Raw genomic sequence first — 8,998 nt, forward strand, 5'->3', positions numbered from 1 at the left:
TACTCTTTTATAATACTTAATAATTTAAACACATAGAAACATAGCTTTTAGAACTCATAAAAAGGCGTTTCACTCACATAAATTCACATAGCTATGTGTGGAAACTAGTTTCTTTCTTGCTTCTTTTACACATAAAAATCTATGTTTCTATGTGTTAAATATTTTTTAAACACTGCCTAATCTATTTAAATGACACTATTTAAAAACATGTCAGCCTTCCACGACTAACCAACATGGAAGACTGACATTCATAAACCTAATACCCAGGATTTTGTTTCAGGTTTTTGTTTGTTGTTAAGACAGTGCTTGGAATTGGGAAAATCGCTCTGTATTTCTCCGTTGCACCTTTTGACCACCAAGGCAGGAAGAATGTTCCAAAACGAATATTGTCTGTTCTTCTTCTTCCTTCAAAAGTGAATTCTTTCAGCAATTCTTGATCAATAAAAGCTAAATCAATTGTTGCCGGCATTTCTTCTCCTGCACGCGCAGTCACTTGCTGTACAAATGGTCTTGCTAAATCTGGCGAACCTAAACGCACATAACATTCTGCCTGCATCATTAAAATTTCAGAATAACGAATTAATACAAAATCGTGATCACGTTCCCATTGTTCTCCTGCTTTCATTTCATATTTAGCCAAACGAACTCCTTCATTTTCTTTAGCATCTTCTAAACTTCTAAGGTTCTCAGTGTAAGTAAGCGGTTCTCCATTATCCATCATAATTACAGAACCCGTTGCTAAATTGATCTGATCTCCTTCGAGCATACATTTTTTTCTCTTATCTGTATCTGCAAAAGCGGAATAAACTCCTGGCTGTGCGCACATTCCGTTTGCACTCCACGGATAGTTTCCTATTGGCGAAATCGCTAATTTTTGATTGTAATGAGCAGACATAGAATTCATGTAGTTTCCAACTGTACCCGCTTTTGAATCATAAGGAATAGCAAAAATAATCTCTGATGAAGTCTGATTTTCGGTTACGAAATTGGCAAAGAAATCTGGTGTTAAACTATAGCCCGTCACTTTCTGGCATGCGTCTAAACAATCCTGCCAGCGCGCTACGCCAATGAATGCTTCAGAATTAAGATATAATCTCGCTAAAATTGAATAGGCAACATTTCTAGTCAATTTAGAATACACCACATTTGGGTTTAAATGCGGAATAGCATCTGTTAATTCTTTTTCAACAAAATCATAAACTTGTTTTCTAGTTGAATTCGAAGGCAGATCTGTATCTTCAAAATTGGTTACAATTGGCACATTTCCGAATAAATCTAAAAGATTGTAGTAGTAATAAGCTCTAAGCGCTTTTAGTTCTGCAAAAATGGGTTCTTTAGCTTTATCAGATAAAGACGACTTATTGATTTGATAAATAATCGCATTGATCTTAGCAATTCCTGTGTAATTGTAGCGCCAAGCCGAAAGGATCATTCTATTATCTGCTTTCCAAGTATGTTTTTGTGCATCTTGATACTGCCCGCCATCATACCAGTTGGTTCCTCTTGTTGGAATTGTCGCTTCATCTGAAACAACTTCATTCAAAAAGAAAACATATTCACAGGTTGGAAAGTTATTTGAGATGGCATCAGAGAATCCTCTTAACGAAGAATAAGCTCCACCTACCAGCGCATCAATTTCCTTAGTTGTATTCCCGAACTCACCATCTTCTACCTGATCATACAACTGTTCGTTCAAATCAGTACATGATACCGTAAAAAGCATGCTTAAAAGTATTGCTGCTGTTATTTTGATTTTCATTTTTAATATTTTATGGTTATCAATTCGCTTAATTATTCAGCGTAAAATTTAGTCCAACAGAAATGGTTGTTGGTCGAGGATAATTATTATATCTATCAATTCCAGGAGCAGCCAATCCAGTTTGATCCATAACTCCAGTTTGATTAATTCCGTCCTGAGCGTTTAACCCAATCTCTGGATCTACACCTTTGTAGCTTGTAAATACAAAAAGGTTTTCTCCCATTACATAGAATCTCATTTTAGATTTTTTGTATTTCAATGGCAAAGTATAGCCAAGTGATAAGGTTTGAATTCTAAAGAAAGAAGCATCTTCGATCCAATAATCAGAATATTTTGGAGCAGAAGTAATACCGCTGTTTAAGAAATCGTCAGGAACGTTAAATGATGGTAATCTATTAGGGTCATTTAACATCATGTTAGTTGCATTTAAAGCTTTTTGTCCAAACATTCCATATCCTGAAATTCCAAGATCAAAATTTCCATAAGTAAAATTCATAGCAAGACCTAAAGTTAAATCTGGCTGGATATTTCCTAAGTCTGTTTTATCAGCATCAACCAAAGCACTTTCTTGTACAACCTGTCCTGCAGCATTGTAATATTGTATTTTACCATCTGCATCTAAACCTGCATTTCTGAATCCCCAGAAAGTTCCAACTGGATATCCTTCAGCAATAATCTGAGAATATTGTCCAGACATACCTGCTAAACCGTGTAAAGAACCGCTGTAGATTACATCTGTTTTATAAGTTGGATTCGAAAGTTTTTCGATTTTCTGAACGTTATGTCCTAAAGTCAAATTAGCATTCCAGTTGAACTTCTCTCCTTTAATGATGTCTGCATTTAAAGTCAATTCCACTCCTTTGTTCGACATTTCTCCTACGTTAGCTAGCATAGTTCCCACTAAATAAGGAGGCTGAGGCACTTCATAAGTGTACAATAGATCTTTTGTTGTTTTTGAATAATATTCGAAAGATCCCGTAATTCTGTTGAAAAGACCGAAATCAAAACCAACGTTAATTTGCTGTGTAGATTCCCATTTCAAATCAGGATTTGGGTTTTGTTTTGGCGAATAAGCCAAACTCCATGTTTTAGTAACTGGATCATAGTAACTATCATTTCCAACTCCTAAAATAGAAAGCGATTTGTACTCTCCAATTCCATCTTGATTACCTGTAACTCCGTAACCTACTCTCAATTTTAAGTTGTCTAACCAACCTTTTGAAGATTCCATAAATCCTTCGTTAGAAATTCTCCACGCTGCAGAAGCAGAAGGAAAAGTTCCCCATTTATTATTTTCTCCAAAACGGCTTGATCCGTCACGTCTTACAGTTGCTGTCAATAAATATTTACCATCGTAACCGTAGTTGGCACGAGCATAAAAAGAAACTAAATTTGATTTTCCTTTATATGAATACACATCTCCTAAACGATAATTGTAACCAGCTCCTAAATTGTTATAGCTGAAAGCATCTGTTACGAAACCACCTCTCTGTGCTCCAAAACCTTGATAAATATTTTCTAGATAAGAATACCCTGCCAAAGCACTAATATTGTGTTTATCAATTGTTTTATTGTAGTTTACATAAAGCTCGCCTTGTGCGTTAGTAAATTCAGCATAAGTTCTTTGCGCAAAACCGCCTTCTGTCTGACCTTCCATAACGGCATAAGATGGTTTGTATGTTCCTCCTTTTACTGCATTATGCTCTAACGAAATATTAGCTGTAGCTGTAAAATCGTTTAAGAATTTCACATCTGTTTTGAAATAACCTAAAAGTCTGTGTCTTTCATTATCAAAAGTTCTGTTGGTTAAAATCTCAACCGGGTTTTGATAAATATTTCCTGTTACAGAAGAAAATGATCCATCTTCGTTGTAAACCGGGATTGTTGGATTTAAGTTATAAGCTCTTTCAAAAATTCTGTAATCAATTGGGTGCCATTTGTCGATGTTTGCAAATAATCCCATATCAAATTTTACCTCTTTGTTGTCTCCAAGAAACTGATAAGCACTAACGTTTCCGCTGATTCTTTCTAAACCTGATTTTTTAATAACACCTTCATTATTCAAATATCCGATAGAAGTTCTAAAACCGCTGTCTGCTTTACCCGAGTTAATACTTAAAGTATGAGATTGAGAAATCGCTGTCTGCTCGATTGCTTTCTGCCAATTTGTATTTCCACCATAATCTACCGCATCTGCATTTCCACTCTGACGAACATAACCTCTCCATTGGTTTGCAGATAAAAGATCTAAATTGTCTGTTACATAACCAATGCTTGATAAACCATTATAAGTTACAGAAACCCCTTTTGTTCCCGATTTAGTTGTAATCATGATTACCCCATTTGCTCCTCTAGAACCATAAATTGCTGTTGCAGAAGCATCTTTCAAGACGTCAACCGATTTAATATCTGCCGGCTGTACCACGTTGATATCTACACCTGCAATACCATCAACTACAATTAATGGACTATTGCTAGCTGTTAAAGAAGTTCCTCCACGAAGACGGATTGTAGAACCTGCTGCTGGATCACCGGAAGGACGAATGATATTCAAACCGGCAACTTTTCCCTGTAAAACCTGTTCTGTAGAAGAAATAGTTCCTTTTACTAAATCATCTGCGCCAACAGTTGAAATAGCTCCAGTTAAATCTGATTTTTTTACTTTACCATAACCTACAGAAACTACTTGTACTTCTGCCAACGCATAACCGTCATTCTGCAGACGCACATCATAATTGGAAGTATTAGCAGTAATTTGAACTTTCTGAGTTGTAGATCCAATAAAAGAAACTTCGATTGCACCTCCTACGGCTACCTGAAGACTAAATTTACCATCAAAATCTGTTGTAGTTCCGTTTTTTGTTCCTACTTCAATGATAGAAGCTCCCGGCAAAACGCTGCCAGTATTGTCGTAAACGGTTCCTGATATTTGTTTTTTTCCTTGTGCAAATAAACCAGCAGAAAGAAAAAGCATAAATATCATCAATACCGTTGCTTTAGCAGTCCACATTTGATGCAGGACGCTTTTTGTATTTTTACTATTCATATGAAACTATTTATTGTTTTTATCTGTCATATGTAATTCGCATATCAACTATTGGTTTTACGACCAACTTTTCATTTATGCTCATTTCATTAGAATTGGTGTTTTAATTTAATAGTGATTTATTTGTCTAAAGTTTTAAGCGGAATTGTAGTATCTGAAATCGTTTTGTCTTTATTGTCTTTTACCAAAACGTGGATTTCGCTTAAATTCGGAAGGCCGTTTAGTTCTGAAACTAAATTCACAAAGCCTTTAATTTCCGTAGTTCCTCCAGAAAACTCACCTGAGAATGTTTTTGTTCCTGCCGTGATTGTGTAAAGCAATTTGTTTACACCCACTTCGTTATTTTTTCTGGACATTCCCAAGAAATCTTTCTGACTAATTTGCAATGGGAAAAAACTGAAGCTTGGCGGTGGCGGCGGAATAAATTCACCTGCATAAATAATCTGGTCACCAGAATTTGTTGTCCAGTCTTTTGCAACCATCAAGAAAGTGATGTTTTCCATAACAAAACCAGCAGGCGGATTATAATACTGCTGCGGAATTAAATCCATTCTATAAAAACCATTTCCTAAATCTTTCAATTTTGTTTTTTCAGATACATCTGGAAGCCAAGCCTGATATTCCTGTAAAACTGCCCAATTGTTCAAACCACTATGGAAATGGACGCTTGGAACACCCGCAAAACCATCTTTTAAATTAGAATTGAATAAAATACTAACTGGCTTATCAATCAAAGGTTTTGAAGGATACGATCTGATTAATTCATTTGCTGTGTAGAAAGAAGAAAAATCGGTATACGGCATATTCGCAACATCACTTTGTTTCGATCCGTTAAAGTTTTTTAAACGAAACCAAAATCCAGCGCTCGCAGCAATTTCAGCTGGAGTTTTAGAAAAATAAACGGTTGGTGTTAAAGTAAAACTCCAAACCTTATTCCCTTCATATTTCAGTTTTGCAAAACTCGAAGAATGTTCCCAGTTTCCTGCATCCGGTTCAGATGGAGACCAGATCCAGATGTACAAATCTTCTGTTTCTGCAAACGTAGTTCCTGATAAATCAAAATACCAAGTAACTTGTTCATCATATTTGTAAACCACAGGAAATGATGACATTGGCCCTACAGCTCCAGCATTTTCTTGCGCCTGAATAAAATTAGGAGCCATCAACAAGGCAAGTAAAATTGTATATATAAACTTTTTCATATTACTTTTTAATTAATAGCATTTAATTTAAAGATGTAAGACACAAACGGACTACCACCTGAAGAACGTACTAACTGAAGCTGCATTTCTTCATTTTTACCTGGAACAGACATCAATCGAAGTTCATCTGTTTTCTGCGTTTTTTGTGCATCGCTGTACAGATAGATTTTTGTTGCACGGTCATTTGTTTGTTGGAAATCTGAACTTAGTTCCCAGTAGCCTTTTGGAGCGAATAAAGGCGGAACGTTTCCAGTTACTTCATAACTTGTCGGCCTGTTTTTTTCATCTACGCTAAAGTTGATTTTAAAATCTTCGTAGTTGAAATAAGTACTCAAGTTTTCTTCACTCGGTTCGATCTTATTTGCTTTCGCAGTTTCATCGACCATTTTCAAATTTGCTAATTGCCAATTGCCGTTTACTTTCTCATAAATGGTAATTGGATCTACGTAGCTTCCATCTTCTGTGTTATCGCAGCTAATTGCAAAAAAACACATTAAAAGAGCTAACCAATAAAAGCTTTTACATTTCATAAAATTTTGGTTTTTGTTAGTTTGTTACCCCTTCAAAAGGATAGAGCGAAGCTAGAAGTTAAATAAAACTTAAAAAAAATATCTGAGAAAAATCAAGATAAAATCAGAAGAATAAAAACATTAATTATTTGAATATCAATAATTTATAATTATTTTTACAAATAAAAAATCAAGACGCTGTTTAGATAAAAATCAGTAGTTTTTTAATGGTTAAAATGACAATATGTGAAATATTTGCTATTATTTTTTCACTATGCATATATATAAATAGTTTTTATTGTATAATTGCAAATAATTTATCCGTTTTTAACATTTACAGCTTATTTTTGATTCAAAAAACTCCTTCTAAAGCGATGTTATTAAACTATTTACAAGATTCTGAGATTTTAGGTTTCCTTTAATTTCAAACTTATTTTTAATTTTAAAAACGAATTAACTAACTATATCAAACAACCCATTTACTCTAAACCAAAACCAAATCATGCAAAGAATATTGATACTCCTTTTCTTTATTGGAGGTTTTTCTCTGACTGCGAAAGAGACAAATCCTTATTTAGAAGAATTAGATCAGGTACTTTTGAAAAAAGATGTCTATCTAAAACAGAAATATCGAAAAATTGAAGCTTTAAAGAAAAATGTATCTAAGTTTACGCTCAGTCAGAATAATGAAGAGCTTTACAATTGTTACATGTCACTTTTTGATGAATACAAATCTTTTAAGTACGACTCTGCTTATTATTATTTGGAACAATCTAAAATCAAAGCCAAGATTTTAAAAGACCCGAAGTTTTTATCTAAAAGCCGTATTAAGGAAGGTTTTGTACTGCTTTCTTCTGGACTTTTTAAAGAAGCAATTGATACTTTGAATGTAATTGATGACACTAAACTAGATATCAAAAACAAGTTTGAATATTACAACATAAAAGCCCGTGCTTACTATGATTTAGCCGATTACAACCGTGATCAGCGTTTTAATATTCATTATGTCCAACAGGGTAATCATTTCTTAAAAAAAGCTTTGGAATTAATCGGTACGAATACAAATGAATATTGGGCTGCAGAAAGCCTTAAACGTCTTAAACAGCAAGACTGGCGTGGTGCCGAGTTTGCTTTCAGTTATTGGATTAACAATTACAATCTTCCTCCAGATTATTATGGAATTGCGACTTCGAGTCTCGGTTATATTTATTCGGAGAGAGGTTATACCAAAAAGGCGATTCAATATTTGGCTCTTGCCGCTATTGCCGATGTTAAAAATGCAACAAAAGAAACCGTTGCGCTCAGAAATTTAGCCAATGAACTTTTTAAAATGGGTTATTTGGACAAAGCCAATGAATACATTAACATCGCAATGGATGATGCGACTTTTTACAATGCCAGACATAGAAAAATTGAGATTTCATCAATTCTTCCAATTATAGAAAAAGCACAATTGAACAATGTCAAAGATAAAAATGATAAACTGGAAAAAATCATTATTCTGCTGACCATCTTAACGGTAATTATTTTTGTTTTCCTGGGAATCATCTTCAAACAATTGAAAGAGAAAAATAAAGCCCGAAAAACTATGGCTGAGTCTTATTTAAAACTACAGGAAATGAATGTAAGTTTAAGCGAAGCCAATGCCATTAAAGAAGAATATATTACCTATTTTATTAAAGCAACTTCAGCCTTTATTAATAAAATCGATCATATTCAGAAAAGTACACTTCATAAGATTATTACCAAAAAAACAGATGAAGTTATTGCCAGTTTAAAGCGTTATAATGTAAAGGAAGAAAGAGAAAACTTATTTCATCAGTTTGATGAAATCTTCCTGAGATTATTCCCAACATTTGTAACAGAATTCAATAAATTATTTCCAAACGATCATAAATGCATTGTCAAAAAAGGCGAACTTCTGAACACTGAATTACGCATTTTTGCTTTGTATAGATTAGGAATTCAAGACAGCAATCAAATGGCAGAATTCCTAGAACTTTCTGTGGCTACAATTTATACTTATAAAACCAGAATCAAAAGTAAATCTGATTTTAAGGATACTTTCGAGCAGAAAATTATGGAGATTAAAACGATTTAAGATTCTGAGCTACTAAGATGCTAAGGTTCTAAGTTTTTTTTAGCCACGAATTCACGAATTTTTTTTTCAATCAATTCGTGTAATTATCCAGCACAAATTTCCCGTATCATTTTAAATAAAAATTCGTGAATTCGTGGCTGAAAAAATATTTCGCTCCGCTGGAGCTCTTTTGTACAACAAATATCTTTTTTATAAATATTTCGTCCCTCTGGGACTTAAGTTTTTCCGCCACGAATTCACAAATTTTCTTGTTCCAATAAATTCGCATAATTATCGAACACAAATTTCCATATCATTTTAAATAAAAATTCGTGAATTTGTGGCTGAAAAAATATTTCGCTCCGCTGGAGCTCTTTTGTACAACAAATATCTTTTTTATAA

5 protein-coding genes are annotated in these 8,998 nt (G+C 34.0%); 1 reads left to right on the forward strand and 4 read right to left on the reverse strand.

Features of this window, described 5'->3' with window-relative positions:
* Positions 1-256 precede the first annotated feature (256 nt).
* From GSY47_RS25970 to GSY47_RS25985, 4 genes are all read right to left on the reverse strand, one after another.
* A complete protein-coding gene (locus GSY47_RS25970) occupies positions 257-1,759 on the reverse strand; it encodes a RagB/SusD family nutrient uptake outer membrane protein (protein ID WP_179005382.1) in 1,503 nt (500 codons plus the stop codon).
* Positions 1,760-1,787: 28 nt separating this feature from the next.
* Positions 1,788-4,805, reverse strand: a complete 3,018-nt coding sequence (locus GSY47_RS25975; protein WP_246611392.1) for a SusC/RagA family TonB-linked outer membrane protein — start codon at positions 4,803-4,805, stop codon at positions 1,788-1,790.
* Between the two features lie 119 nt (positions 4,806-4,924).
* On the reverse strand, positions 4,925-6,007 hold the full coding sequence (locus tag GSY47_RS25980) for a hypothetical protein (RefSeq protein WP_179005380.1): 1,083 nt from the start codon (positions 6,005-6,007) through the stop codon (positions 4,925-4,927).
* Between the two features lie 8 nt (positions 6,008-6,015).
* The gene (locus GSY47_RS25985; RefSeq protein WP_179005378.1) at positions 6,016-6,537 is read right to left on the reverse strand and encodes a DUF5004 domain-containing protein; all 522 of its coding nucleotides are present in this window, start codon (positions 6,535-6,537) and stop codon (positions 6,016-6,018) included.
* A 481-nt stretch (positions 6,538-7,018) separates the two neighbouring features.
* On the opposite strand from GSY47_RS25985, the gene GSY47_RS25990 reads away from it, so the two are divergent.
* Positions 7,019-8,617, forward strand: a complete 1,599-nt coding sequence (locus GSY47_RS25990) for a DUF6377 domain-containing protein (RefSeq protein ID WP_179005376.1) — start codon at positions 7,019-7,021, stop codon at positions 8,615-8,617.
* Positions 8,618-8,998 lie beyond the last annotated feature (381 nt).

It is taken from the genome of Flavobacterium quisquiliarum (assembly GCF_019308285.1).
GTDB classification, from domain to species: domain Bacteria; phylum Bacteroidota; class Bacteroidia; order Flavobacteriales; family Flavobacteriaceae; genus Flavobacterium; species Flavobacterium quisquiliarum.

Excerpts from the sequence above, each read along its gene's own strand:
- GSY47_RS25970 (WP_179005382.1), bottom strand. The coding sequence starts at position 1,759 with ATGAAAATCAAAATAACAGCAGCAATACTTTTAAGCATGCTTTTTACG.
- GSY47_RS25975 (WP_246611392.1), bottom strand. The coding sequence starts at position 4,805 with ATGAATAGTAAAAATACAAAAAGCGTCCTGCATCAAATGTGGACTGCT.
- GSY47_RS25980 (WP_179005380.1), bottom strand. The coding sequence starts at position 6,007 with ATGAAAAAGTTTATATATACAATTTTACTTGCCTTGTTGATGGCTCCT.
- GSY47_RS25985 (WP_179005378.1), bottom strand. The coding sequence starts at position 6,537 with ATGAAATGTAAAAGCTTTTATTGGTTAGCTCTTTTAATGTGTTTTTTT.
- GSY47_RS25990 (WP_179005376.1), top strand. The coding sequence starts at position 7,019 with ATGCAAAGAATATTGATACTCCTTTTCTTTATTGGAGGTTTTTCTCTG.